The organism is Streptomyces sp. NPDC086077, assembly GCF_040686175.1.
GTDB lineage: Bacteria > Actinomycetota > Actinomycetes > Streptomycetales > Streptomycetaceae > Streptomyces.
Window position 1 is genome coordinate 1 of sequence record NZ_JBFBJT010000042.1, and the last position, 23,211, is coordinate 23,211.

General features: G+C 71.2%; 23 protein-coding genes and 1 pseudogene. 14 read left to right on the forward strand and 10 right to left on the reverse strand.

Annotated elements, in window-relative coordinates; translation table 11 throughout:
• Positions 1 to 699, forward strand: a 699-nt coding sequence (locus tag AB0O67_RS14790) for a hypothetical protein (protein WP_365449876.1), incomplete at its 5' end; no start/stop codon positions are given.
• Positions 696 to 1,574: a DUF6339 family protein gene (locus tag AB0O67_RS14795; protein WP_365449878.1), complete on the forward strand. Its 879-nt coding sequence runs from the start codon at positions 696 to 698 to the stop codon at positions 1,572 to 1,574. The genes AB0O67_RS14790 and AB0O67_RS14795, both read left to right, overlap by 4 nt.
• An 18-nt stretch (positions 1,575 to 1,592) precedes the next feature.
• Here the strand turns inward: AB0O67_RS14795 and AB0O67_RS14800 are convergent, their stop codons facing one another.
• The 4 genes from AB0O67_RS14800 to AB0O67_RS14815 all read right to left on the reverse strand — a co-directional run bounded on the left by AB0O67_RS14800 (position 1,593) and on the right by AB0O67_RS14815 (position 5,941).
• Positions 1,593 to 2,942: a DNA cytosine methyltransferase gene (locus AB0O67_RS14800; RefSeq protein ID WP_365449880.1), complete on the reverse strand. Its 1,350-nt coding sequence runs from the start codon at positions 2,940 to 2,942 to the stop codon at positions 1,593 to 1,595.
• An 11-nt stretch (positions 2,943 to 2,953) separates the two neighbouring features.
• Complete coding sequence (locus AB0O67_RS14805) at positions 2,954 to 3,949, reverse strand: DNA cytosine methyltransferase (protein WP_365449882.1); 996 nt, start codon at positions 3,947 to 3,949, stop codon at positions 2,954 to 2,956.
• Positions 3,946 to 4,347: a very short patch repair endonuclease gene (locus AB0O67_RS14810; RefSeq protein ID WP_365449971.1), complete on the reverse strand. Its 402-nt coding sequence runs from the start codon at positions 4,345 to 4,347 to the stop codon at positions 3,946 to 3,948. Before AB0O67_RS14810 ends, AB0O67_RS14805 begins: the two co-directional genes overlap by 4 nt.
• 577 nt (positions 4,348 to 4,924) lie before the next feature.
• Positions 4,925 to 5,941: an SEC-C metal-binding domain-containing protein gene (locus AB0O67_RS14815; RefSeq protein ID WP_365449884.1), complete on the reverse strand. Its 1,017-nt coding sequence runs from the start codon at positions 5,939 to 5,941 to the stop codon at positions 4,925 to 4,927.
• A 259-nt stretch (positions 5,942 to 6,200) separates the two neighbouring features.
• Here AB0O67_RS14815 and AB0O67_RS14820 point away from each other — a divergent pair, with 259 nt between their 5' ends.
• The 5 genes from AB0O67_RS14820 (at position 6,201) to AB0O67_RS14840 (ending at position 9,712) form a co-directional block, all read left to right on the forward strand.
• Positions 6,201 to 6,626: a VOC family protein gene (locus AB0O67_RS14820; protein WP_365449886.1), complete on the forward strand. Its 426-nt coding sequence runs from the start codon at positions 6,201 to 6,203 to the stop codon at positions 6,624 to 6,626.
• A 114-nt stretch (positions 6,627 to 6,740) separates the two neighbouring features.
• Entirely contained in the window at positions 6,741 to 7,520 is a 780-nt protein-coding gene (locus AB0O67_RS14825) for a class E sortase (RefSeq protein WP_365449887.1), read from the forward strand.
• Positions 7,521 to 7,569: 49 nt separating this feature from the next.
• Positions 7,570 to 7,887 (forward strand): DUF6412 domain-containing protein, encoded by a 318-nt coding sequence (locus AB0O67_RS14830; RefSeq protein ID WP_365449889.1) that lies wholly within the window; start codon positions 7,570 to 7,572, stop codon positions 7,885 to 7,887.
• 113 nt (positions 7,888 to 8,000) lie between these two features.
• Entirely contained in the window at positions 8,001 to 8,723 is a 723-nt protein-coding gene (yidC, locus tag AB0O67_RS14835) for a membrane protein insertase YidC (protein ID WP_365449891.1), read from the forward strand.
• Between the two features lie 131 nt (positions 8,724 to 8,854).
• Positions 8,855 to 9,712 carry a fumarylacetoacetate hydrolase family protein gene (locus AB0O67_RS14840; protein ID WP_365449893.1) on the forward strand — a complete coding sequence of 286 codons (858 nt, stop codon included), beginning with the start codon at positions 8,855 to 8,857 and terminating at the stop codon, positions 9,710 to 9,712.
• A 64-nt stretch (positions 9,713 to 9,776) separates the two neighbouring features.
• On the opposite strand, the gene AB0O67_RS14845 is transcribed toward AB0O67_RS14840, so the two are convergent.
• From AB0O67_RS14845 to AB0O67_RS14855, 3 genes are all read right to left on the reverse strand, one after another.
• Positions 9,777 to 10,652: an LLM class F420-dependent oxidoreductase gene (locus tag AB0O67_RS14845; protein WP_365449895.1), complete on the reverse strand. Its 876-nt coding sequence runs from the start codon at positions 10,650 to 10,652 to the stop codon at positions 9,777 to 9,779.
• A 93-nt stretch (positions 10,653 to 10,745) separates the two neighbouring features.
• Positions 10,746 to 11,261 (reverse strand): heme-degrading domain-containing protein, encoded by a 516-nt coding sequence (locus AB0O67_RS14850; protein ID WP_365449897.1) that lies wholly within the window; start codon positions 11,259 to 11,261, stop codon positions 10,746 to 10,748.
• Entirely contained in the window at positions 11,258 to 12,343 is a 1,086-nt protein-coding gene (locus AB0O67_RS14855) for a Gfo/Idh/MocA family oxidoreductase (protein ID WP_365449899.1), read from the reverse strand. The genes AB0O67_RS14850 and AB0O67_RS14855 overlap by 4 nt, the downstream gene beginning before the upstream one ends.
• 133 nt (positions 12,344 to 12,476) lie before the next feature.
• On the opposite strand from AB0O67_RS14855, the gene AB0O67_RS14860 reads away from it, so the two are divergent.
• The 7 genes and pseudogenes from AB0O67_RS14860 to AB0O67_RS14890 all read left to right on the forward strand — a co-directional run bounded on the left by AB0O67_RS14860 (position 12,477) and on the right by AB0O67_RS14890 (position 18,345).
• Entirely contained in the window at positions 12,477 to 13,565 is a 1,089-nt protein-coding gene (locus AB0O67_RS14860) for an ROK family transcriptional regulator (protein ID WP_365449973.1), read from the forward strand.
• A gap of 149 nt (positions 13,566 to 13,714) precedes the next feature.
• Positions 13,715 to 14,587 carry a hypothetical protein gene (locus AB0O67_RS14865; protein ID WP_365449901.1) on the forward strand — a complete coding sequence of 291 codons (873 nt, stop codon included), beginning with the start codon at positions 13,715 to 13,717 and terminating at the stop codon, positions 14,585 to 14,587.
• A 31-nt stretch (positions 14,588 to 14,618) separates the two neighbouring features.
• Positions 14,619 to 14,849, forward strand: a pseudogene (locus AB0O67_RS14870) (GntR family transcriptional regulator); the annotation flags it as partial.
• A 217-nt stretch (positions 14,850 to 15,066) separates the two neighbouring features.
• On the forward strand, positions 15,067 to 15,846 hold the full coding sequence (locus tag AB0O67_RS14875) for an HAD-IIA family hydrolase (protein ID WP_365449903.1): 780 nt from the start codon (positions 15,067 to 15,069) through the stop codon (positions 15,844 to 15,846).
• Positions 15,847 to 15,978: 132 nt separating this feature from the next.
• A complete protein-coding gene (locus tag AB0O67_RS14880) occupies positions 15,979 to 16,545 on the forward strand; it encodes a hypothetical protein (RefSeq protein ID WP_365449905.1) in 567 nt (188 codons plus the stop codon).
• Positions 16,546 to 16,551: 6 nt separating this feature from the next.
• Complete coding sequence (locus AB0O67_RS14885; protein WP_365449907.1) at positions 16,552 to 17,217, forward strand: class F sortase; 666 nt, start codon at positions 16,552 to 16,554, stop codon at positions 17,215 to 17,217.
• Positions 17,218 to 17,310: 93 nt separating this feature from the next.
• Entirely contained in the window at positions 17,311 to 18,345 is a 1,035-nt protein-coding gene (locus AB0O67_RS14890) for a glycoside hydrolase family 6 protein (protein WP_365449909.1), read from the forward strand.
• A gap of 8 nt (positions 18,346 to 18,353) precedes the next feature.
• On the opposite strand, the gene AB0O67_RS14895 is transcribed toward AB0O67_RS14890, so the two are convergent.
• From AB0O67_RS14895 to AB0O67_RS14905, 3 genes are all read right to left on the reverse strand, one after another.
• Entirely contained in the window at positions 18,354 to 20,291 is a 1,938-nt protein-coding gene (locus AB0O67_RS14895) for a kelch motif-containing protein (RefSeq protein WP_365449911.1), read from the reverse strand.
• Positions 20,288 to 22,207, reverse strand: a complete 1,920-nt coding sequence (locus AB0O67_RS14900) for a glycosyltransferase family 2 protein (protein WP_365449913.1) — start codon at positions 22,205 to 22,207, stop codon at positions 20,288 to 20,290. Before AB0O67_RS14900 ends, AB0O67_RS14895 begins: the two co-directional genes overlap by 4 nt.
• 256 nt (positions 22,208 to 22,463) lie before the next feature.
• Positions 22,464 to 23,177, reverse strand: a complete 714-nt coding sequence (locus AB0O67_RS14905) for a FadR/GntR family transcriptional regulator (RefSeq protein WP_365449915.1) — start codon at positions 23,175 to 23,177, stop codon at positions 22,464 to 22,466.
• Between the last annotated feature and the right edge of the window lie 34 nt (positions 23,178 to 23,211).

Sequence of the window (23,211 nt, forward strand, 5' to 3'; positions counted from 1 at the left end):
TGTGACAAGCAGGACGGCCGGGATTGGTCGGGCTCAGTGGAAGTGCTCCGAGACGACCACCTGGGGCGAGCCTCCCTCGCGGTGTACGCCGTCGGGACCGTGGACGGAGTACACGGTAGATCGATTGCCGAGACAGACCGGAGCTGGATCGTCGACACCGTCTCCGACGAGCCGGTCCGCGGTCTCCAACTGGACGTCCAGACGACGTCGTTCCGGAAGAGCTCCCGGGAATGGCTACAGGCCTACGCCGATGCGCCCTGGATCGTAGACGCGTCGGCCAGGGTCCCCACCGTGTTCGTCAACACCGATGTAGAGGGCGTCATCGATCTGTTGGACAGCAACAGCTCGGGTGTGGACAGCAAGGTGCGTGACCTCCTGGTCGCGCAGATGGCCACCGATGTGTGGACTGCGGTGTTCCACGGTGCCATCGGTGACCTGGAGGTGGAGCCCGGCGGCGGCCCTGTCTTCCCGACCGACTGGCAGGGCGAGGTGCTCCGGGAGATGCTTCCGGACATCGTTCCCGGCGTCCATGTCGAGGAGGCTCTGCGACAGGTCCATCGTCGGCGCACCGGGGACTCGGGCTGGGTCGAGCTCCAGACCCGTATCCACTACGCGGCGATCCGTCGTGCCGATGCCACCAAGGCGCTCGCCTATGTCATCCGCAGTCTGGAACAGATGAACCGGGAGAGCGAGACGTGATCACCCAACCGAACCACGTACCAGAGCGCCTGGCACTGCTCGCCACCTCGGCCGTAGATCCGTTCCTGACCGAGGAACTGCTCAAAGGCGAACAGGTCCACGGCGGCATCGATCTCGCCAAGGTCGTCGAGCCGCTTCCCGAGGACGACGCCAGGTGGTGGGTCGAGCCGCTCCGAAGCCTGGTGGAGGACGCCATGTTCGAGTTCCGGGAGGACCGTACCCGAGCCGACGCATGGCTCGCGCCACGTCTCCATGCCACGCTGCGCCTGACGCGGCGGGAAGCGGCCGACAAGCGTCTGTGGAACCACCTGGCCCTGGCGGTGGCCCCCGACTACGTCGCGTGGCGGCACTTGTCGGAGCCGACGGCGAGGAGGCCGGAAAGGCGCATCGCCGCGGAACGCTTCCGTGGCCCCGCGGACCGTCAGTGCTTCTCCCGTCTGTGGTGGGCGGCTGAGCTCTTCCGGAACGGACCGGACTATGGGTCGGTCGAGGCCGCCTGTGGGAACCAGGACCTCATCCACACGGTTCTGCGGATGGAGCTGATCGACCACCGACCTACCGCCCAGGCCCTGGTCCGCCTTCTGCAACGGGGGCAAGTCACCACCGGGCGAGAGATCTTCGGCCTCAGCGTCGCGATCAACGCGGCCGGCGCGACCCTGATCTACGACATCCTCGGGCCGGACGCGCCTCGTGATCCCGCCCATCTCCGGGATTGGATCGCGGAAGCGGAATCGGCACCCCCGGTCGAGCGGTACGAACTTCCGAAGGGGCCCGACGAGGACCCTGTCCCGGAGAAGTCCGTGGCCGCGCTCACCAGCTACTTCGCAGAGCTCTTCGAGACGGCGCCGGTCAGGGGGAGGAAGCTCGGCGATTGACCCGGTGCCTGGCTCGGACTACTTCGCTGACGTCTTCTTGCTCCTGGGTAGGCGCATGGATGAGGGCGGCGGCACCTGGTCCTTGGCCTGCGGGCACCTGTCGGTGCAGTTGTCGGCAGTCCCGCAGCCATTGCTTCGCAGCTTGGCCCGCTGCTCCTCCGTGGCCGGCTGCCAGGGCTTTCTCAGCGCCTCCGGAGTCGGCCTGGGGAGCCCGAGAGCGGCGCTGAGCAGGTGTGCACCGAAGAGGGGCGGTACGGCGTTGCCCACCTGTTGGGCCTGAGCCGTACCCGACCACGGGTAGTCCGGCGGAAAGCTTTGCAGCATCCCCGCTTCGTTCATGCTGAACCGCGGACCTTCGTAGACGATGTTGTCGTCGAGGTGCTCGAAGACCACGAAGCGGGAAATGCGGCCGGTGACGGTGGCGGCGGGCTGCCTGTCCGTGCGCACGCCGCGCCTCCCTGGGTTTCCGGAGCTCCCGTAGTTCGAGCGGACCAAGAAGGGAGTGACCCGCCCGGGGTGCGAGCCCACCGGATCCGAGAGGGCATCACGCATCGACCTCCAGGGGAGCCTGTTCTCGTCGTTCGCCGACATGTTGCCCTCGTCGAGGGTCGGCTGACGGACCTGGTCAGGTGCGCTCGTCCCGTTCTTCCGATTCCATTCCTTCGCATCGTAGGAACGGTGCGTAGGGGAGGGGAGCGAGGGCTCACCGAGCCCTTCGCGCCGAGCGATCAACACCGCGCGAGATCGCGTCTGCGGTACCCCGTAGGTCTCGGTGTCGAGAACATCGACGACAACCTTGTACTTGGTTCCGTCGGGAAGCCCTGTGTCGGCCAGCACCTTGGCGTAGTGCTCCCAGAGCGGGGCCACCGCTGGCACCTGTTCCAGGACGATGACGTCGTACGGTCGGTTCTCACGGCTCGGGCTCCGCGTTGCCTGGATCGCGTATCGGAGAGGTTCGAGCACCAATCCGGTACGTGGATCGGAGCCGGGCCTTCCGAGCTTTTCGTCGATCTCCTTGTCGAGGGCGCCGGCCATCAGCTTGTCGATGTACTCCTTGACCCTTTCCAAGGCTTGGCGGCCGGCACCGTGCCCGGCCACTGAGTACGTCTGGCACGGAGGACCACCGGCGAGCACGTTGATCTCCGGCGGCAACGACTCGAAAGCTTCATTGCGTACCGCGCTCACGTCGGCGTGAAGGGTGTCCAGCCCGGCAGCGTACCGGGTCAGACACGCGCTCCTGTCCCACTCGATACCGAGACTCGGGATGTCTAGCGAGTGACCGGCGACGTCCAGCCCGCCCGGACCTGCGAAGAGGTCAAGGACGAAAGGCTGGTCGAGGATGGGCTTGTGGGACGCCGTGCTGGTCATGTGGCGGAAGTCTAGCCAGCAGCGGGGACCGCTGGATCCGGAATCAGCGCTGCGGCGACAGCCCTGCCCAGTACCTCTCCCACCGGCGGTGGTGTCGCGTGCCCGACCTGGCGGTATCGGGCGGTCTTGCGCCCGGTGATCTCCCATGTCTCGGGGAAGCCCTGGAGCAGTGCGGCCTGCTCAACCGTGATCTTCACCATGTTGTCTCTGCCGAGCTGGGGGTCCCACAGGAAGTTGGCGTCGGGCACCTGGTCGCCCACGGTGTGACCGTTGACACCCATGGTGGCCCAGGTCCGCTTGGCGCCCGTCGGTCCCAGGTCGGCGCCGCCCCGGTTCTTCGAGCCGCCGACGAGGGTCGGTGCTGGTCGATCGGCCTGGGCGACCCAACGGGCGGCGTCCGGCCAACCCCGTGCGGCCATGGTCGGTCCCAGAACGGCACCGACCGTCGTGGGCTGCTCCACGGTTGGTGCCGGTGGCCGGAATGCCGCGGCCCACTGCCGCTCGATGGCGACGAGGACACCCTGCTTGCGGTTCTGAGGCACGCCATGGTCGACCGCGTTTACGACGAACCAGCTGAATTCATATCCCAGGTGGGCCAGTTCGGCTCGCGCGAAATCACGGAACTGCTGATATGCGTCCGAGTGCGCGAGCCCGGGAACGTTCTCGATGAGCACCGCGCGAGGCCTGATCGCATGAACGAGATAGACCGTGGCCGTCAGCAACCGCTCTTCGGTTCCCGAATCCGCCCGTCCGACGGTCGCACTCGACTTCACCCTCGGCAGGCCGGCCGAGAGGAGATCCACGTCGAGGCTCTCGGGATGCTCCGCCGGGTCGAAGTCCATCAGGTCGGCGTGAAGCACGTTCCAGTGCGGTCGGTTGACCCGAAGAGTGTTGACGGCGAGGTCGTCCTCGTCCAGTAGCAGGCGCGGCTCGAAGCCCGCCTGTTCCAGTCCCAGGGCGAGCCCTCCCGCCCCGGAGCACACATCGACGAAGGTCAGTCCGCTCATTCTCTTTTCCCCCGCGTCCCTTCCGCCCGATGCCGTTCCACGGCCGCCGCCACGCGCATGGCCACTTCGCCGGGAGCCTCATGCTCCCAGAAACGCAGCACCGTCCAACCCTCCGCGATGAGATGCTCCGTCGTCTCCCGGTCGCGAGCCATGTTCCGGTCCAACTTGCGGCGCCACCAGTCCGCGTTGGTCCTCGGCTGAGTGGCGTGCTGAGGGCAGCCATGCCAGAAGCACCCGTCGATGAGGATCGCGATCTTGGCCCGGGGGAACGCCACATCGATCCGCCTCCTGGACATGCCCGGCACGGGGTACTCCACGCGATAACGCAGACCGGCTGCATGCAGCAGGCGTCGCACGGCGAGTTCGGCACCCGTGTCCTTGCTGAGTTGCCTGCTCATGCGTGCCGAGACGGCTGGCGACAACGGCTTCATCGTGCTCAAGGCGACTGTGCCTCACGATCGTGACTCGGTCCGTTCGATTGACCGCCGCGTCCGCCAAGCCCGTCTCGACCCGCGATGTTCAGCCCCGGCCTGCCTGACCACATGGGACCGGTGCGCGTGGCGAGACCCAGCACCATTGCCAGCTGCGCGGATCGATCGAGCCTTGGGACTGCGGCTGCACGTCGATTCCACCACGGGGGCGAGCTCGATTGCATCAGGGTGTCGGAACGGTGGCCGTCGGGCCGCCCGCTTCTTGGTCAGTGTCGTGCTTCCGCGGTCCGCGTCAAGGGCGCTCCGCTGACGCTTCGCGTCGGCTTCGCCGATGGCCCTTCGGGCCACCCTTGACCCGGACCGCTCCAGCGCGGGGAAGAAGCGAGCGAGCGGCCCCGGGAAAGCGGGCCCAGAGGTAGCCGGCGCTCCAGCTCGTTCCCAGTGGGCCTGTGGAGCCGGGACGCGTCAGGATCTCGGGGCACGCCGGGTGGGCTTAGCGGCTGTCGGCCGGTGGACGGGGCAAGAAGGAGTGAGGGCGGTGGCCCTAGGCCTCCAGCCCGTGGCACTCCCCGTACGCCCGTCCCGACCCGCACCAGCAAGTCGCCGTCCCCTCCGGGGGCCAGGCCACCGCTCGGCCTCGGGCCGCCAGGGTCGTGGCGTACTGGGGGAGCAGGGTCGGGTCGTCCGGGGTCGTGCCCTCCGATGCCGCGAAGGCCTCGAAGGAGGGGACCGTGCCCGTGACCACGCCCAGGTTCGCCGTGCCGGAGGACGACAGTTCCCGCAGCGACGTCTCTATCGTCGTCAGGTGCTCCTGGTGGGACGGGTACTCCGCGGACAGGGCCGGGTACGCCGAGAGGAGTTCCGTCAGTTCGCCCTGCGGCCAGTGCAGGACCGCGACGGGGAACGGGCGGGAGAGGGCCTCCCGGTAGGCGCCGAGCTCCGCGCGCAGGCGCGAGATCTCGGCCTCCAGCTCCGCCGGGTTGTCCGAGCCCAGGGACCACACCCGCTTCGGGTCGTGGAGTTCGTCCAGGGAGACCGGCATGGAGTGCAGGGTGTCGGCCAGGGTGTCCCACTCGTCGTGGGGGAGGCCCAGCATCCGGCGCACCCGGTGGCGGCCGAAGAAGAGGGGGTGGGTGGGCTGCGGGGGCCGCGCACCGTCCGTCACGAGGAGCCGCGTGGCCTGCGTGAGGACCTCCTGCGCCGTCTCCAGCTCGTCGTGGGCCTCCAGGGCCTCGGCCACGATGACCCAGGGGGCCGCGTCGCGCGGGGACGCCGTGCGGATGCCGTCGATGATCGCCCGGGCCTCGGCCTCGTGGCCGTACTCCCAGAGGTTCGAGGCCTTCAGGGCCCGGACCAGATAGGGGTCCTCCAGGCTGTCGCCGGAGGAGAGCAGGCGGTCGTAGAGCGCGGTCGCGGCGGGGCGGTCGCCGGACAGTTCGAGGTGGGCCGCGGCCCGCAGCAGCAGGGCTTCGGCGTCCTCGGGGTACAGGCCGGCGGTTCGCTCCAGGCGGGCCGCCTCGGTGGCGTGGTCGACGTTTTCGGCAGGCGTGTCGGGGCGCATGGGGGACACCGTACTGCCGAGTGGTGACAAAGGAGAGTCCGTCCCACCCCAGGCCGTCCGGGGGGCGGGACGAGGGGAGCGCTGCGCCCCGGTCCGTCCGGCGGGCGGGACAAGGCGGGCCCCCGCGTTTCCGGCCGACGGGCGGGGTGAGGGGGAGCCCGGGGCTCAGGCCGTTCCTCCGGCGGGACGAGGAGAGCACTGGCCCGGACGTCCGGCCGCCTGGCAGGACCCGGTCGCCCCCCTGCGGCACAGTGAAGGTATGGATGACAGGGACACCGGTCTCGCCGGGGGCCGTCCGGCCACCCGGCTGCCCGCGCAGGATCTTGAGCGGGCCCGCCGCTTCTACGCCGAGAAGCTCGGTCTCGAACCCGTCGACGAGCGGCCCGGTGGGCTGCTGTACCGGAGCGGGGGCGTGGAGTTCGCCCTGTTCCGGTCGGCGGGAGCCTCGCCGGGGACCTTCACGCAGATGGGCTGGCAGGTCGACGACATCGACCGCGTCGTGGCGGATCTACGACGGCGCGGTGTCGTGTTCGAGGTCGTCGACCTTCCGGGGTTGCGGACGTCCGAGGACGGGATCGCCGACGTCGAGGGGCACTATCCGAGCAAGGGGGCGCGGGGGGAGCGGGCCGCCTGGTTCCGGGACAGCGAGGGGAATCTGCTCGGGATCGGGGAGCCCGTCGTGTGACCGGCCCTCCCGGGACGGTGTGCGAAAGGGGCCGCGCGGGTCTGGAGACCTCAGGCCCTGGCCCTTATCGTGCGGGCGGCCCGTCCCGTACGACGGTGGAGGAGGCGTCCGCCCATGCGTGTGCCCGTCGTGCAGCACACGGAACGGCGGCGGCGCGCCCGGCGCCGTCGCGCGCTGTGGACGGGTGCCGAGGCCCTCGTCACCGTCGGGGTCGTCGTACTGCTCCTGGTGGTCCACCAGCTGTGGTGGACCAACCGGCAGGCCAGGCACGGAGCCGAGCGGGAGCTGGAGCGGGAGTGGGGCGGGGCCGCCGGCCTCGGGCGGGTTCTGGAGGGTGATGTACCGACGGACAGCGGCGACGGAGACCTCCCGGCGCGGCAGCGCACCGGCGCCCCGCCCCCCGACGCCGCCTCCGCACAGGTATCCGCGTCGGCGCCCCTGCCCTCCCAGGCCTACGCCATCCTCGCCATCCCCCGCCTGAACCTCCGTGTCCCCGTCGCCGAAGGCATCAGCAAACCCGAGGTCCTCAACAAGGGACATGCCGGTCACTACCCGGGGACCGGACAGCCCGGTCGCGCCGGGAACTTCGCGCTCGCCGGGCATCGCAACACCCACGGCGAGCCCTTCCGGTACCTCGACCGGCTCGGCGACGGCGACCGGATCGTCGTGGAGACGCGGGCCGCGGTGTACACGTACGCCGTCGACCAGACCGTCCCGCGGACCTCCACCCGCGACACCGGGGTGATACGTCCCGTGCCGCGCAGCCTCGTCCACCCCGGGCGGGGCTACAGCGAGCCGGGGTACTACATCACCCTCACCACGTGCACCCCCGAGTACACGTCCAAGTACCGCCTGGTGGTGTGGGGGACGCTCCTTTCCCCGCGCCCGCGGTGAGGTATAAACGAGCGACAGTACTCATGCGTACGAGGAGGGGGGAGCCGCGATGATCCAGCGCTGCGCGAAGCCGCGCCCCGCCGTCCTGCTCCTGATCCTCTTCGTCTTCCTCGAATTCGCGCTGCTGGACGCCGGCACCCTCACCGCCACCGTCGCGCTCGCCGCGACCGCCGCGGCCGGGTCGGCGTTCGCCCTCTCCCTGCTGGTCGCCGCGCGCTGCGCGCCCGCCGTGCCGCCCACGCGGGTGCGTACGGCCATCCGCGACCGGGACCGGCGTACGGCCTTCCTGCCGCAACGCGACCCCGACGCCAAGGGGCGCACCCGCCCCCGAGCGCCCGGACACGCCCTCCTGACGACCGTCGCGTAGGGCACGCCGCTCCGAGCCATCTCGGCCGAGCACCTCACCGTGACCCCGCGCGGGTCGTCATGCCGCCATCCCATGTCCCGGCACGACGAGACCCACGACGGAGGGCTCACCCCATGTCCGTTTTCGCCAACGTTTTCGCCAACCTGGTCGAGCAGCTCGCGGAGTTGCTCCAGCCGTTGTTCCACGCCTCCGCGGCCGCCGCCGCGATCGTCCTGTGCACCGCGTTCGTACGACTGCTGGTGCTGCCGCTGTCGCGGGCGTCCGCGCGGGGGCAGAAGGCGCGCACCGCGTTGCAGCCGAAGATCGCCGAGTTGCGCGAGAGGTACCGCAAGAACCCCGAGCGGCTTCAGCAGGCCGTGCTGGAGCTGCACGCGCGGGAGAAGGTGTCCCCGCTGGCGGGCTGCCTGCCCGGTCTGATGCAGCTGCCCGCCTTCTTCCTGCTCTACCACCTGTTCTCGAACCCGACGATCGGCGGCGAGACGAACGCCCTGCTCGGCCATGAGCTGCTGGCCGCGCCCCTGGGGGGCCGGTGGCTGGACGCACTGGGCGACGGCGGGGCGTTCGGCGCCGCCGGGCTGGTGTACGTCGCGCTGTTCGCCGTCGTCGCGGTCGTCGCCGCGTTCAACTTCCGCCGTACCCGGCGCATGACGGCCGCCGGCCGTCCGGTGCCGGCCGACGGTGAGCAGCTGCCGGGGCTCGGCGCCGTCACCAAGGTCATGCCGTTCATGTCCTTCTTCGCGCTGATCACGGTGGCGGTGGTGCCGCTGGCGGCCGCCCTCTACGTGGTCACCAGCACGACGTGGAGCGCGGTGGAGCGGGCCGTGCTGTACCGGTGAGCGGAGCGCCTCCGCACGGTCCAGTACGTGAACGGGGTATTGCGGACTGGACCGCCACCTTGGAGGATCGACCAGTCCTCCGATGGCTGCACACGTCGGGAGGCGCCCCACGATCGAGGGAGATTGTGACCATGAAGCTGCTGCGAGTCGGAACGGCCGGGTCGGAACAGCCCGCGCTGCTCGACGCCGAGGGCGTGTTGCGGGACCTGTCCGGACTCGTGCCGGACATCGACGGCGCGCTGCTCGCCGACGACGCGGCGCTCGGGCGGGTCCGTGCGGCCGCCGGCGCCGGGGAGCTCCCGGTGCTGGACGGGGCGGGGCTGCGCATCGGGCCGCCGCTGGGGCGGATCGGGAAGGTCGTGTGCATCGGCCTGAACTACTACGACCACGCCCGCGAGACCGGGGCCGAGCCGCCCGCCGAGCCGGTGGTCTTCTTCAAGGCGGCGGACACGGTGGTCGGCCCGAACGACACGGTGCTGGTGCCGCGGGCGTCCCGCAAGACCGACTGGGAGGTGGAGCTGGCGGTCGTCATCGGCCGCACGGCCCGCTATCTGGAGTCGGCCGAGGAGGGGCTCGCGCATGTCGCGGGGTACGCGGTGGCGCACGACGTGTCCGAGCGGGAGTTCCAGATAGAGCGGGGCGGGACCTGGGACAAGGGCAAGAACTGCGAGACGTTCAACCCGCTGGGCCCGTGGCTGGTGACGGCGGACGAGGTGCCGGATCCGCAGAACCTGTCGTTGCGGCTGTGGGTCAACGGCGAGCTGAAGCAGGACGGGTCGACCGGCGAGCAGATCTTCCCCGTGGGGGAGGTCGTGCGGTACGTGAGCCAGTTCATGACCCTGTACCCCGGCGATGTGATCAACACCGGTACGCCCGCCGGGGTGGCGATGGGGCGGCCGGAGCCCAAGCCGTACCTGCGGGCCGGGGACGTGGTGGAGCTGGAGATCGAGGGGCTGGGGCGCCAGCGGCAGGAGCTGAAGGACGCCTAGAAGGACGCCTTGGGCGCGAACGCCGGGAGGGCGGCGCCGCCGCCGCCCTCGCCGGACGCCGCCGTCACGCCAGCAGGCCCGCCAGCCTTCGCCATTCCTCCCGCGGGAGTGTGTCGCCGGGCTCGGTGCCGACCACTTGGAGCGCCACATGGTCCGCGCCCGCCGCGTGGAAGGCGGCGACGCGTTCGCGGATGTGGTCCTCGTCGCCCCAGGCGTACACCGCGTCGATGAGGCGGTCGCTGCCGCCGTCCGCCAGGTCCGACTCGGTGAAGCCGTGCCGGAGGAAGTTGTTCGTGTAGTTCGGGAGCGCCAGATACATGGCCAGGTAGTCCCGGGCGGCGGCGCGGGCCCGGTCCGGGTCCCGCTCCAGGACGACCTTCAGCTCGGGGGCCAGAATCGGCGCCTCGCCCAGGATCTCGCGGGCGTAGGCGGTGTGCTCCGGTGTCACCAGGTAGGGGATCGCGCCGGCCGCGCGGTCGCGGGAGAGCTCCAGGGTCCTGGGGCCGAGTGCGGCCAGCAGGCGGCGCTCGGCGGGTACGCCGGCGGCGTCCAGCCCGTCGAGGTAGTCGACGAGGGCCGTGTACGGGCGCCGGTATTCTTCCGTGAACTTCGCGTGGCTGACCCCGAGGCCCAGGACGAAGCGGCCGGGGTGGGCGGCCTCCAGGTCCGTGAAGGCCGCCGCGCTGTCCTTGGCCTCGTACTGCCAGATGCTCTGGATGCTGGTCCCGACGGTGATCTCCGAGGTCGCGCCGATGAGGAGGGCGGCGTGCCGGGCGGCGCTGCTGCCGCCCAGCCACAGGGCGCCGTAGCCCAGGTCCTCGAGTTCGGCGGCGGCATCCGTCAGCTCCCCGCGCACGGCCGGGTCCTCGGAGCGCAGGCCGCTGCTCCAGATGCCGTACCGTCCCAGCCGTTCCTTCAACGAGGCTGCGGGGTTGTCCATGAGTGCGATCCCTCCGGTTGCTGTGACGGCCGTTACACCGATGTGTAACCGGAGGGCCGCTCGGGCTAATCCCGGGAAGCGGAATCCCGGGAATCAGACCTGATCGCCCAGGAAGTGCTCCAGCGCCTCCACCACCATGCGGTGGTCCTGGAGCTGGGGCAGGCCGGACACCGTCACCGAACCGACGACGCCCACGCCCTCCACGGTGATCGGGAAGGAGCCGCCGTGGGCGGCGTAGGCGTCGGGGTCCAGCCGGGAGGACTCCTCGAACGTGGTGCCCTTGGCCCGGAAGCGGGCGCCCACCAGGTACGACGCGGAGCCGTAGCGCTCCACCACCCGGCGCTTGCGGGCGATCCAGGCGTCGTTGTCCGGGGTGGAGCCGGGCAGGGCGGCGTGGAAGAGCTGCTGGCCGGCGCGGTGGATGTCGATGGCGACCGGGGCCTGGCATTCCCGGGCCAGCTCCACCAGCAGCGAGCCGAGCGCCCAGGCGTCGTCGAAGGTGAACCGGCGGAACACCAGACGGCGTTCCTGGGCCTCCAGCTCCTCGATGCCGGGCGTCAGTTCGGGGGTGGACTTCTCGGGCGTCGCGGTCGTGTGGCTGTGCGTCACAGGGTCACCGTCACTCCGTCGCGGGCCGAACGGCGGGCCGCTTCCAGTACGTCGAGGGCGGCGGCCGCCTCCAGGGCGGTCACCGGGTTGGGGGCGCCGTCGCGCAGGGCGGCGGCGATCTGGGCGTAGTACGCGGGGTAGTCGCCGGCCAGGGTGGGCACGGGGCGGCCGCCGCCGGTCAGGGGGGACTCGCCGGAGCCGAGGCGGCCCCACAGCGACTCGGGCTCCGTGCCCCAGCCGGCGGTCGTGGCGGGGAGCTGCCCGTCCTTCAGGGCCGCCTCCTGCGGGTCGAGGCCGTACTTGACGTAGCCGGCCCGCGAACCCAGCACCCGGAAGCGCGGGCCGAGTTGGGCGGTCGTCGCGGAGACGTAGAGGTGGGAGCGGACGCCGTTCGCGTGCGTGAGGGCGATGAAGGTGTCGTCGTCCGTCTCGGCGCCCTGGCGGCGGACGTCGGCCTCGGCGTGGACCGAGGCGGCGGGGCCGAAGAGGACCAGGGCCTGGTCGACCACGTGGCTGCCGAGGTCGTAGAGCAGACCTCCGATCTCTGCGGGGTCGCCGGACTCGCGCCAGCCGCCCTTGAGCTGCGGCCGCCACCGCTCGAAGCGGGACTCGAAGCGCCACACGTCGCCCAGTTCGCCCTCGGCGACGAGGTGGCGCAGCGTCAGGAAGTCGTTGTCCCAGCGGCGGTTCTGGAAGACGGAGAGGAGCAGGCCGCGCTCCTCGGCGAGGGCCGCCAGCTCGCGGGCCTCGGCCGCGGTGCCGGCGACCGGCTTGTCGACGACCACGGGCAGGCCGGACTTCAGGGCGGCGGTGGCGAGGGGGACGTGCGTCTTGTTCGGGGACGCGATGACGACGAGGTCCAGGTCGTCGGCCCGCTCGAACAGCTCGTCCGGGCTCGCGGCGACCCGCACGCCGGGGTGCTCGGTGCGGGCCTGTTCCTGCCGGTCGGGGTTCGAGGTGACCACCGTGTCCAGGGCCAGGCCCTCGGTGGTGGCGATCAGCGGGGCGTGGAAGACGGAGCCCGCGAGGCCGTAGCCGACGAGGCCGACACGGAGGGGCGAGCCAGGGGGTGTGCGAGTCATACGTCCACTTTCGCAACGCTGTTGCCAAAGTGCAAGCGGAGGGGACAATGGCAGAGTGAACAGGACGAACACCACCAACGGAGCGGGCGCCGGACCTGGCGCGCGGGGCGCGTCGCAGGGCACGCGTCACGACGTGCCTCGGGGGGCGAACCTGCTGGCGGTGCGCAGTCACAACGCCGCGCTCGTCCTCGAACTCCTGCGCAGGGCCGGGACGGAGGGCGTCAGCCGGCTGGAGCTCGCCGAGCGGACGGGGCTGACGCCCCAGGCCGTCAGCAAGATCACCGCGAGGTTGCGGGACGAGGGGCTGCTGGCGGAGGCGGGGCGTCTGGTGTCCACGGGGGGCAAGCCGCGGACGGTGCTGCGGCTGGTGCCGGGGGCCGGGCATGCCGTGGGCGTGCACCTGGACCGGGACGAGCTGCGCGTGGTGCTGGTCGACCTGGCCGGGACGGTGGTGGCGGAGCGGCGTACGGCGATGGACCTGGGGGCGGGTGCGGAGGCCGTGGTGGGGGACGTGGCCGGCCTCGTCGGGGAGGTCCTCGGCGGGGACCCGGCGGCCGGGGTGCGGTCGCTGCTCGGGGCCGGGGTCGCGCTGCCCGGGCCTCTCGACCACCTCCACGGGGTGCTGCACCGGGTCACCGGGTTCCCGGAGTGGGACGGGTTTCCGCTGCGCGACGTGCTGGGGCGGCGGCTGGGGGTGCCGGTGGTGGTCGACAAGGACACCAACGCCGCCGCGCTGCGGCTGGCCGTCGCGGGCGGGGGCGGATCCTTCGCGTACCTGCACTTCGCGGCGGGGCTCGGATGCGGGCTGGTGATCGGGGGCACGGTGCACCGCGGGGCGCGGACCGGGGCGGGGGAGTTCGGGCACCAGGTCGTGCAGCTGGACGGGCCGGTGTGCGGGTGCGGGAATCGCGGGTGCGTCGAGGCGCTGTGTCTCGACGCGGTGGCGCGCGGGGACGTCGAGGAGGCGGCGCGCGTCCTGGGCGTGGGCGCGAGCAACCTGGTCGCACTTCTCGACGTCGACCTCGTGCTGCTGGGCGGCCGCCTCGTCGCGACCGAGCCGGAGCGGTTCGCCCAGGGAGTCGCCGGGGTCCTCGCGGAACGCGCCCGGCGCACGGGGGAGGAGGCGGTGCCGGTCCGGATCGCGGAGGGCGGGAGCCGCGCGGTCGCCGAGGGCGCGGCGCAGCTGCTGCTGGCGCCGTTGTTCGGGCGGGGCGGGGCGTGAGGGGCCGGCCTGTGTGCCGGTGCCCAGCCGTCCGGTGAGTGTCTCCCTGTCTCACCGGACCGGCTCGATCTGCCCGATCGGGCGGACCTGTTGGGCCGTACGGCGCGGTGTTCTCGCGGAGCGGCGGGCGGGTGGCGCGCAATGGAGGCATGCGACTGTGCACGCCCGTCTCCCTCAGCCTCGCCGCAGCCGCCGCCCTCCTCGGTGGAGCCGCGTCGCCCGTGCACGCGGCCCCCGCGCACGCCGTGCACGCGGTTCCCGCGCACGCGTTGTACCCGGCCCTTGGGCACGGCGTGCACGCGGTCCCCGCGCGTGCCCTGCACGTGTCCCCCGTGCCTGCCGGGCGCGCGGCCGCCGCGTCGCCGTGCGCCGGGTCCGACGACCGGCAGTTCCCGATCACCACCCGCATCGTCGACGGCCCCGGCTCCTACGACGCCGGCGGTGGGTACGGGACCTGGTCCATCGAGCTCACCAACACCACTCGCAGCGCCTGCACCGGCATCCACCCCGTCGTCGTGCTCGTGGACGGTGAGCGCGAGCTGAAGCCGTCGCAGCCGCGGCTGGAGTTCTACGAGGGGGCGCGGCCCCGCGCGGTGCGGTTCGAGCGGACCGACCAGGACGAGCTGGTGGGCGTCTTCGACGACGGGTTCGCGGGGTTCACCGTGCAGCCGGGGCAGACCCTGACGGTGCGGGTGCGGCTGGCGCTGACCTCCGACGCCGTACCGAACGACATCACCGCCAACGCGGCCGTCGTACAACGGCGTGCGGACGACGGCGACTGGATCGGGCAGTCGAACGACTACCGGTTCCGGGTGCGGGCGGCCTCGGAGCCGGAGGGCACCGCCGAGCCCGGCGGCGACGACCCTTCCGCCACCGCGTCCCCCGCCCCCGACGGCCGCCTCTCCTTCGCCGACGAACTCGCCCGCACCGGCCTGACCACTCCCCGCGGCGCCCTCGCCGCCACGTCCTTCCTGCTGGTCGTGGCCGGCACCGCCCTGGTCATGGTGCGGAGGCGGCGCTGAGCCGGTGCGCCGCCCGTGCGACGATCCCTGGGTGGACTACCCGAATGACCAGGCCCCCGGCGCCCCCGTCCGCCACGGCATCCCGGAGCGCGGCCGCATCCCCAAGTAGTACGCGGTCAAGGCGCGGCTCGACCGCTTGATCGAGGACCTGGGGGAGGGCGGGCTGCTGCACACCGAGCGGGAGCTCTCCGAGCGCCACGAGGTCGTCCGCGAGACCGTCCGGCAGGCGATCCGCGGGCTGGTGCCGGAGGGCAAGCTGCGGCCGGATCCCCGGACCCGTCCCGCAAGGTGGCGGCCTGGATCTGGGGCCTGCCCCCGGTCGCCCTCCTCGCCCTGTCTGGAAGTCGGCCACCGGCAGCTGAGCCACCCCGCACCGAGGAACACGCAACGCCGAGTCCTGATTAGGCTGGGGGCGTCGGTACGCCGCGGTTCCGGCGCCCCAGCTCTTTTCGCACGTACGCCAGGAGTGATCGACGCACATGGCAGACCGCAAGCCCATCGATTCATGGCTGACCGACATGGACGGGGTCCTGATCCACGAGGGCGTCCCGATCCCCGGCGCCGACGCCTTCATCAAGAAGCTGCGCGAGTCCGGCAAACCCTTCCTGGTGCTCACCAACAATTCCATCTACACCCCGCGCGACCTGCACGCCCGGCTCAGCCGCATGGGCCTGGACGTGCCGATCGAGAACATCTGGACGTCCGCGCTGGCCACGGCGAAGTTCCTGGACGACCAGCGGCCGGGCGGCTCGGCCTACGTGCTCGGTGAGGCGGGCCTGACCACCGCGCTGCACGACATCGGGTACATCCTCACCGACCACGAGCCGGACTACGTCGTCCTCGGTGAGACCCGGACGTACTCCTTCGAGGCCATGACCAAGGCCGTACGGCTCATCCTCGGCGGCGCCCGCTTCATCTGCACCAACCCCGACGAGACCGGCCCCTCCGCCGAGGGCCCGCTCCCCGCGACCGGCGCCGTCGCCGCGCTGATCACCCAGGCGACCGGCCGCAAGCCCTACTTCGCGGGCAAGCCGAACCCCCTGATGATGCGCACCGGCCTCAACGCGATCGGCGCCCACTCCGAGACCAGCGCCATGATCGGCGACCGGATGGACACCGACGTGCTGGCGGGCATGGAGGCCGGCATGCAGACCTTCCTGGTGCTGACCGGCCTGACCCGCCCCGGGCAGGTCGAGGACTTCCCGTACCGGCCCTCCAAGATCGTCGACTCGATCGCGGACCTCGTGGACCGCATCTAGCTCTAGCCGCGCTGAAACCACGCCCCGGGCGGATCGGGGTGAAACCCACCCGTTCGGAGCAGTCCCGCCCCTGTTGAGGATGCAGGGGCGGGTCAGGCGGGGGAGTCTCCAGGAGTCTGGAGGTTCACCACGATGGGTTCACTGCGACTCACTCTCTGTACGGGCGTACTGGCGGCCACCGCGACCCTCGCTCCGGTGGCACACGCGGCGGACGGCGGCGTCTCGGTCAGCCCCACCTCCCCGGCCCCCGGCGGCGAGCTGGGGCTGCGGGTGACCGGCTGCACGGGAAAGGCCGGCGTCGCCAGCTCGGCCGCGTTCGTCACCGAGGCCCGGCTCAGCGGCCTGGGCGGCACGCTGACCGGCGAGACCCGGATCCGCTCCGCGCTCCGGCCGGAGCGGTCCTACGAGGTCAAGGTCACCTGCGCCGGCGCGGACGGCCCGAAGTCGATCACGGCGCCCCTCACCCTCGCCGACGGCTCCGCGGCGTCGCCGGGCGTTCAGCACCCGTCCGGCCACGCCTCCCCGATCGCCCCCGTAAAGGCGGGCGGCGGCGGCACCGCGCACCTCGCCGCCGGGGAGGAGGACGCCCGGGCGACCGGCCCCAACGCGGCGCACGCGGTCACCGGACTGGTCCTGGCCGGTGCGGCCGGCGTCGCCGTCAAGGTGCTCGGCGGCCGCCGGAGCCGCAGGACGGGTTGACCGATCATGTCCGACCGGGAACGAACCACCGGCACGGGACGGCTGGTCACGGGCATGGTCTGGGCGGTGCTGCTGCTCGGGCTGTGGCTGTGGGGCCGCGAGGTGACCGACGTACGGCACGGAACGACCGCGCCCGCCACGGGTGACATGGCGGCGGCGGGCCGCCCGCCCATCGCCGCCCTGCCGCCCCCCGCCAAGCCCCTGGCCGGCGCGCGGCCCCAGCGCCTGGACATCCCCGGCCTCGCCGTGCAGGCGCCGGTCGTGGCCCGCGGGCTCGACGCGCAGGGCGCGGTCGACCCGCCGCCGTACGACCAGCCGGGCGTCGTCGGCTGGTACGGGGCCGGCGCCGAGCCGGGCACGGCGGGCACCGCGCTGATGGTGGGCCATGTCGACACCAGGACCCGCCCCGCCGTCTTCCACGGGCTGAGCGCCCTGCGCCCCGGCCAGACCGTCCGGGTCGTCCGGGACGACGGCAAGGTCGCCGAGTTCACCGTGGAGGACGTCACGGTCCTCAGCCGGGACCGCTTCGACGCCCAGCAGGCCTACGGGCAGCGGGAGTCGGGGCGCGCCGAGCTGCGGCTGATCACCTGCGGCGGCACCTTCGACCGCGCCACCGGCAGCTACACGGCGAACGTGGTCGTCTCGGCGTATCTCACCGGAACCGCTCTGTAACAGCTCCCGGCCAAGGCCCTTCGCCACCTCGTGGGAGCAACGCGGCGTATGTCAGGATTGGGCCCTGGACCGTTGCACCCAAGGGGGAGTTGGATGTACGGCAGCAGGGGGGCGGCCGGAGTGCGGGCGACCGCGGTGGTGCTGGGGGCGGCACTGCTGATCGCGGGCTGCACGTCCGGTGACGGAGACGGCGACGGTGACAAGGGCGGTGGCGACACCGGCGCCCGGATCACCCAACTACCCAAGGACGCCGCGCCGTTCTGGGTCAACCCGCACGGGAACGCGGCCGAGCAGGTCGCCGACTACGCGCGGGACGGCAGAGAGACCGAGGCGGACCAGATCCGCAAGATCGCGCACCAGCCGACCGGTGAGTGGATCGGCCCGGAGAACCCGGAGCAGGAGGCACGCGGCTTCACCGAGGCCGCCGCCGAGGCCGACCGTACGGCCCTGCTCGTCCTCTACAACATCCCGCACCGCGACTGCGGCCAGTACTCGGGCGGCGGCGCCGCCGACGGCGACGCCTACCGCGCCTGGATCGACGGCGTGACCCAGGGCATCGGCGACCGCTCCGCGACGGTGATCCTGGAACCCGACGCACTGCTGCACCTGGTGGACGGCTGCACGCCACAGGAGTTCCACGAGGAGCGGTACGCCCTGCTCACGTACGCCGTCGGCAAGCTCAAGTCCCTGCGCAGCACCACGGTCTACCTCGACGCGGGCAATGCCGGATGGGGCCACCCCGACCAGATCTTCGACCCCTTGAACAGGGCGGGCATCGCCGAGGCCGACGGCTTCTCGGTCAACGTCTCGAACTTCTACTCCACCGAGGACTCCCTCGCCTACGGCAAGGACCTGTCCGCCAAGGTCGGAGGCAAGCACTTCGTCATCGACACCAGCCGCAACGGCAACGGTCCCTACACGGAGGGCGATCCGGACGAACGCTGGTGCAACCCGCCCGGCCGCGCCCTCGGCGAAACCCCGACCACCAGGACGGCCGACCCGTCGGTGGACGCCTATCTCTGGATCAAACGCCCAGGGGAGTCGGACGGCGAGTGCAAGGGCGGCCCCAAGGCAGGGGCCTGGTGGCCGGCCTACGCCCTGGCCCTGGCACAAGCCACCACCCCCTAGGGGCGGGGCTATGGCACTCTCACCCACCGCGCCCGACTGGGCGTCCCTTCCCCGTCGATGACGAACAGCATGTACCACCCCGACTGAACCAGATTCCTGTTCCGCGGCACCGTCACCGTGACCTCGTCCCCGGTCACGGTGAAGTCCAGCGCTACGGACCGCTGGTCCACGTCCGTCACGTGCGTGGAAGCGCTCGGCCGGATCAACCGCACGTCCTTCACCGACGACGCCTGCCGCGAGGTGAACGTCCCCGACTCCCCACGCGCGATCGTCCGCGGCCCCCCGCTCAACGAAGGCCGGGCCCCCCGGTACAGATACGGCGGCGTGTAGACCTCCACCCGCTGCTCGAACTCCCCCGGCTTGGTGTTCGCCGCGTCCCCGAACAGCGAGTCCGACCCGAAGAACATCACCCGCCCGTCGGGCAGCAGAAGGGATCCGGAGTGATAGTTCCGTCCCACCAACGGGTCGGCGACCCGCCTGAGTTCATTGGTCGACGGGTCGTAGAGCCGCGCCTGAAGGATGTCGGAGTCACCGCGCCCGCGATAGTCCCGCGAGCCCCCGGCGATCAGCACGCTGTCGTCCGGCAGGAGCGAGGCCTGCGGATAGCGGGTGCCCGTGCCCAGCGACGGCCCGTCGACGAAGCGTGGCTCGCGGGCCGACAGATCGACGATCCGCGTCTTCTCGCTGGCCAGCCTGGACTCCCCGACCCCGCCGCCCCCGATCACCATGTACTTCTCGTCCTGGGCGGGCGGCAGCAGCACCGTGTTCGCGGTCTCCAGCATGTTCGCGTCGCTCAGGCCGGGCACCTCGGTGAAGCCGTTGGTCTCCACATCCCAGATCCCCGGCTCGCGGCCCACGTCGTCCGGCCCGTACCCCGCGTTCGCCCCGGAGTAGAAGATCCTTCCGTTCTGCATCAGGAACAGCGCCGGATACGTGGGGAACTGCCGCTCCTTCGCGGTGTAACTCCACTCCTTCGTCCGCGGGTCGAAGACCTCGTTCTTCCCCGGCACCAACTGCCCGATGTCGTCCAGCCCGGAGACACTGAGGACCTTCCCGTCGCTCAGGGTGGTGAGCGTCGGATACCAGCGGGCCTCCTTCATCGGATCGACCTTGATGTACCTCTCGGCGACGGGGTCGAACTCGTAGGCGTCCCGGATCCCCTGGAAGTCCTTCTTGTCCAACGCCAGTTTCTGCGCGATGCCGTACGTGTTGCGGGCGTCCGGGCCGGTCAGCCCCTGGACGCGGTAGTTGTCCTGGGTGCCGGTCTCGTACTTCGCGCCTTCTCCGGCGGCCTCGACGTAGATCCGCCCGAATCCGGGATCGTTGCGCAGGAAGCGCCCGGTCGCCTTGTCGAAGACCTTCTTCGCGCGCGGCACCAGCACCGGGTCCTTGGAGACGAACGTCCTGCCGTTCTCCTTGCCGGTGAACCGGGTGCCCGCGGGCACGGTGATCGGCTTGTCCGGGTTCTCGTTGTAGACGATCATCAGGCCCCCGGCCTTCTTCACATCCCCCTGGAGCTTCTCGTACCGCTTGGTGCCGCCCGCGATCAGCAGATTGCCGTTGCCCAGCTGCGTGTGCCCGGTGCAGAACAGGTCGTTGGGCGTCGGCACCTTCTTCACGGTGCCCTTGACCGGGTCCCAGAGCCGGGTGTCGAACTTCTTCGCGTCGAAGTTGTCCTGGTCGTTGCCCGAGCCCGCCACCAGCAGCACCTTGCCGGTGTGCAGCAGCGCCGCGTGAATGGTGTTCTGGCGGTACTCCTCGGGGAATTCGACGATCTCCCAGCGGCCGTTCTCCGCTTTGTACCCGGCCCTGTCGATCCGGTACTCGTGGTACTTCTCGGAGCCGACCCGGTAGAGCCACGGCCCGTTCATCCCGGCCACCGCGAGGACCACCGCCGTGCCGATCGCGAACCGGCGGACACGGCGGCGGCCGGCACGCTCGGTCATTCGGCCACCCCGTGGGCCGGCGTCGCCGCGGGCACCCCGTGCGCGGGTGTCGGGACGGGCACCCCGTGCGCCGGGGTCGGCGGGGGCACGGCGTCCTGCGGTTCGGGTACGACGGCGGGCCGCTTCCTCGCCTGCCGCAGCTCCCAGCGCCAGGCGAGCACCGGCGTGGCGGTGACCAGCATCGCGAACGACGCCCAGACGACCATCGCCGGGTGGGAGTGGCCGAACCGGTGGCCGGCGGCGATCGAGGCACCGAAGACCAGGATGAAGTACCAGTGGTAGCGGAAGGTCCCGAACCACCGGTCCGGGCTCGCCGAGTCGCCCTTGGGCGTGACCACGAACCTGCTCCGGCGCCGCAGCGCCGCGTCGACCAGCGCCTTCGCGTACAGCGGCGCCGACAGCGCGGACATCACCATGCCCGCCACACCGCCGGAGCCCTCCGGCTCGTGCGGCGAGACGTTGTGGCGGCGGTTCCAGACGTACAGGCCGATCTGGAGGGCGGAGGCGTTGCCGTAGAGCATCAGCCAGACCGCCGGGTCGATGTTCACGCCCGAGGCGCCGAGCCCCAGGAACAGCGCGCAGCTCAGCGCCGCGAGTATCCAGTTCAGGGCCGACATCGGGTAGAAGATGATCATCATCGTGTAGTTGAAGAGCTTGGTCGGCGGCAGCGAGTACCAGCCCTTCCAGTACTGCTTGAGGATCGTCTCGTAGGTCCCGCGCGACCAGCGCATCTGCTGGGTGAAGAAGTCCGTCCAGGCGCTCGGGCCCTCACCGACCGCCAGGACGTCCGGGGTGTAGACCGAGCGCCACTTCCTGCCGGTGACGGGGTTGCGGTGGCGGTGGATCTCGAAGCCGGTCGCCATGTCCTCGGTGATCGAGTCGTACAGGCCGCCGATCTGCTTCAGCGCCTTGATCCTTACGGCGTTGGAGGTGCCGACGAACATCGGGGCGCCGTAGCGGTTGCCGGCCCGCTGGATCAGCGCGTGGAAGAGGAACTGCTGCGACTCGGCGGCCTTGGTGACGAAGGTGTCGTAGTTGCCGTAGACCTGTGGGCCGATCACGAAGCCGATGTCCGGGTCGCGGAAGAAGCCGAGCATCCGCTCCAGGTAGTTCGGCAGCGGTACGTGGTCGGTGTCCACGGACGCGAAGAAGTCGTAGGCGTCGCCGTGCGCGTCGAGCCAGGCGTTGTAGTTGCCGTGCTTGGTCCTGGCGCGGTGCGGGCCCTTGGCCTGGTTCCACCTCGCGACGCCCTTGCGGGAGAAGTGGTGCACGCCGAGGCGGGCGCAGACCTCCTTGACCTCGGGGTCGTCGCCCTCGTCGAGCAGCCAGACGTGCACGAGGCCCCGGTGGCGGATGCGCACCGCCGCCTCCAGGGTCCTGGTCACCATCTCCAGCGGTTCCTTGCCGGGCACGAAGGAGGTGAGGAAGGCGACTCTCGTGCCGGCCTCCGGCACCACCGGGACCGGGTCACGGGCGACCAGCGTGGCGTGCGCGTTGGACAGCACGTTCATGCAGCGGAAGAACTCGATCAGACCGATCGCGACCAGCATCACGACGTCCAGCGCGGGCAGGAAGGCGTACGCCGGGTGGTCGCGTTCGGTCCAGTGCGCCGGTTGCAGCAGCCAGACCAGCAGGACCAGCGAGAGCAGGGGAGCGGCCGCCAGCATCAGGGCCACCCGGACGCGGTGCGGCTCCTGCGAGATCAGTGAGCGGTACCTCACCCGGTACGGCCTGCTCGGATCAGGTTCGGTGAGGGGCCCGGCCAGTCGGCTGTAGTGCTCGTAGTCGTACCGCGGCAGGGTCTTCCTGAGCCGGCGGAACGTTCCCGTGTGGCCGGTCCGGTGCGAACCCGCCCGGAGCCGCGTGGTCTGTGACGGGTCGGAGTTCTGCCGGGCGCCCGTCGGCGTCGACGTCATGAGTCATCCCCCCACACGCGGGTCGGCACCGCGTGTCTGTCGGTCCCTTCACCCGCTCCGGCCCCCCTCGGCCGTCGCAGGCGCGCGTCCGGTCGCGTGATGCCCCCCTCGGCATCGCCTCATGAACGGGGCCCCCTCCCCGCAAGACCGGCAACCGGTTCCTGTCCCCCCAATTGGCGCGTGTCCGCAGCCGCTTGAGGCCAGGGTTCTACGCCGTTCCGCATGATCGCAAGATGGGATACACGGTATTTACCCGTTATACGGGCTCATTCGGACGCAAGTTGGCGTCGGCTGGGGCGCTTGAGCGCAGTCGTGTACGAAGGTGGCGGAAGTGGTCCCTAATGGCCTGCTCGGCGCGGAGCGAGTCGCCGGAGCGCACCGCGTCCAGGATCTCCCGGTGCTGCCGGCAGGTGATCCGCGGATCCTGCGGCACCTCGACGAGGTCCCTGCTCACCCGGTGGAAGGCGTCCCAGAACGCCTCCAGCACCTCGCTCAAAAGGACGTTGTCCAGTCCCCGGTAAAGGGTGGCGTGGAAAGTCCGGTCGGTCTCGGCGAGGCCGGCCCCCCGCGCGGCCCGCTGGTCCATGCCGTCCACGAGCGCTTCCAGCTCGGCGAGGTCGGACTGCGGGAGCCGCCCCGCGAGCCGGGACACCAGTCCCGTCTCCATCGCCTCCCGCAGATCGAGGAGCTGGCGCAGGCTGTCCTCGCCCCGGTGGTGCCCGGCGACCGTGCGGAAGGCGAGGCCCTCGATCATCGGTGCGAGGGACATCCGGCCGACATAGGTGCCGAAGCCATGCCGTATCTCGACGATCCCCATCGCCTGGAGCGCCTTGAGCGCCTCCCGGACCGAGTTCCGGCTCGCGCCGAGGAACGTCATCAGCTCGGGCTCGGTCGGCAGCGGTGCCCCGGAGGCCAGCCGGCGGTCGACGATGAGTTTCTTGATCCGTTCCTGGAGGTCACGCGCTGCCATGGCCAGAGGGTAACCGGCCATAACCGGGGAGGAC

Coding starts and splice junctions, on each gene's coding strand:
- AB0O67_RS14800 (WP_365449880.1), bottom strand. CDS start 2,942: ATGACCAGCACGGCGTCCCACAAGCCCATCCTCGACCAGCCTTTCGTC.
- AB0O67_RS14820 (WP_365449886.1), top strand. CDS start 6,201: ATGGATGACAGGGACACCGGTCTCGCCGGGGGCCGTCCGGCCACCCGG.
- AB0O67_RS14875 (WP_365449903.1), top strand. CDS start 15,067: ATGGCAGACCGCAAGCCCATCGATTCATGGCTGACCGACATGGACGGG.
- AB0O67_RS14880 (WP_365449905.1), top strand. CDS start 15,979: ATGGGTTCACTGCGACTCACTCTCTGTACGGGCGTACTGGCGGCCACC.
- AB0O67_RS14825 (WP_365449887.1), top strand. CDS start 6,741: ATGCGTGTGCCCGTCGTGCAGCACACGGAACGGCGGCGGCGCGCCCGG.
- yidC (WP_365449891.1), top strand. CDS start 8,001: ATGTCCGTTTTCGCCAACGTTTTCGCCAACCTGGTCGAGCAGCTCGCG.
- AB0O67_RS14865 (WP_365449901.1), top strand. CDS start 13,715: ATGCGACTGTGCACGCCCGTCTCCCTCAGCCTCGCCGCAGCCGCCGCC.
- AB0O67_RS14810 (WP_365449971.1), bottom strand. CDS start 4,347: ATGAGCAGGCAACTCAGCAAGGACACGGGTGCCGAACTCGCCGTGCGA.
- AB0O67_RS14900 (WP_365449913.1), bottom strand. CDS start 22,207: ATGACGTCGACGCCGACGGGCGCCCGGCAGAACTCCGACCCGTCACAG.
- AB0O67_RS14815 (WP_365449884.1), bottom strand. CDS start 5,941: ATGCGCCCCGACACGCCTGCCGAAAACGTCGACCACGCCACCGAGGCG.
- AB0O67_RS14905 (WP_365449915.1), bottom strand. CDS start 23,177: ATGGCAGCGCGTGACCTCCAGGAACGGATCAAGAAACTCATCGTCGAC.
- AB0O67_RS14805 (WP_365449882.1), bottom strand. CDS start 3,949: ATGAGCGGACTGACCTTCGTCGATGTGTGCTCCGGGGCGGGAGGGCTC.
- AB0O67_RS14845 (WP_365449895.1), bottom strand. CDS start 10,652: ATGGACAACCCCGCAGCCTCGTTGAAGGAACGGCTGGGACGGTACGGC.
- AB0O67_RS14840 (WP_365449893.1), top strand. CDS start 8,855: ATGAAGCTGCTGCGAGTCGGAACGGCCGGGTCGGAACAGCCCGCGCTG.
- AB0O67_RS14830 (WP_365449889.1), top strand. CDS start 7,570: ATGATCCAGCGCTGCGCGAAGCCGCGCCCCGCCGTCCTGCTCCTGATC.
- AB0O67_RS14890 (WP_365449909.1), top strand. CDS start 17,311: ATGTACGGCAGCAGGGGGGCGGCCGGAGTGCGGGCGACCGCGGTGGTG.
- AB0O67_RS14855 (WP_365449899.1), bottom strand. CDS start 12,343: ATGACTCGCACACCCCCTGGCTCGCCCCTCCGTGTCGGCCTCGTCGGC.
- AB0O67_RS14885 (WP_365449907.1), top strand. CDS start 16,552: ATGTCCGACCGGGAACGAACCACCGGCACGGGACGGCTGGTCACGGGC.
- AB0O67_RS14895 (WP_365449911.1), bottom strand. CDS start 20,291: ATGACCGAGCGTGCCGGCCGCCGCCGTGTCCGCCGGTTCGCGATCGGC.